Below are 403 nucleotides of genomic sequence, written 5' to 3' on the forward strand. Positions count from 1 at the left end.
GTCGGTTACCGGCCGACGCCGATCGACGGTTTTCCGATCATCGGCCGCGCCGAGGGCATGGACGGCGTCTATGTCAGCGTCATGCATTCCGGCATCACGCTGGCGCCGGCCGTCGGCCTGTTTGCCGCTCGCGAAATCCTTGATGGCGAGCGCGATCCGCTGCTCGCGCCTTACGGGTTGGGACGGTTTGCTCAATAACCCGGACGGACGGCAGCGTCGGCCGATGTCTGTATAGGTTAACGCCCTACGGCGCCCCCCTCTGTCCTGCCGGACATCTCCCCCTCGAGTGGGGAGATTGGCAGTTTCGGCGCCTCGCTCAGTCCCGCAAGGTCGGCGATTGGCGAAAGCCGTCGCGACATCCAATCTCCCCCCTTGAGGGGGAGATGTCCGGCAGGACAGAGGG

General features: G+C 65.5%; 1 protein-coding gene. It reads left to right on the top strand.

Translation table 11 applies throughout. The features are described 5' to 3' along the window. Positions 1-198, top strand: a 198-nt coding sequence (locus EN994_RS35145; RefSeq protein ID WP_164746611.1) for an FAD-dependent oxidoreductase, incomplete at its 5' end; no start/stop codon positions are given. Positions 199-403 lie beyond the last annotated feature (205 nt).

This window comes from Mesorhizobium sp. M7A.F.Ca.CA.002.09.1.1 (genome assembly GCF_003998555.1).
Taxonomy (GTDB): Bacteria; Pseudomonadota; Alphaproteobacteria; order Rhizobiales; family Rhizobiaceae; genus Mesorhizobium; species Mesorhizobium ciceri.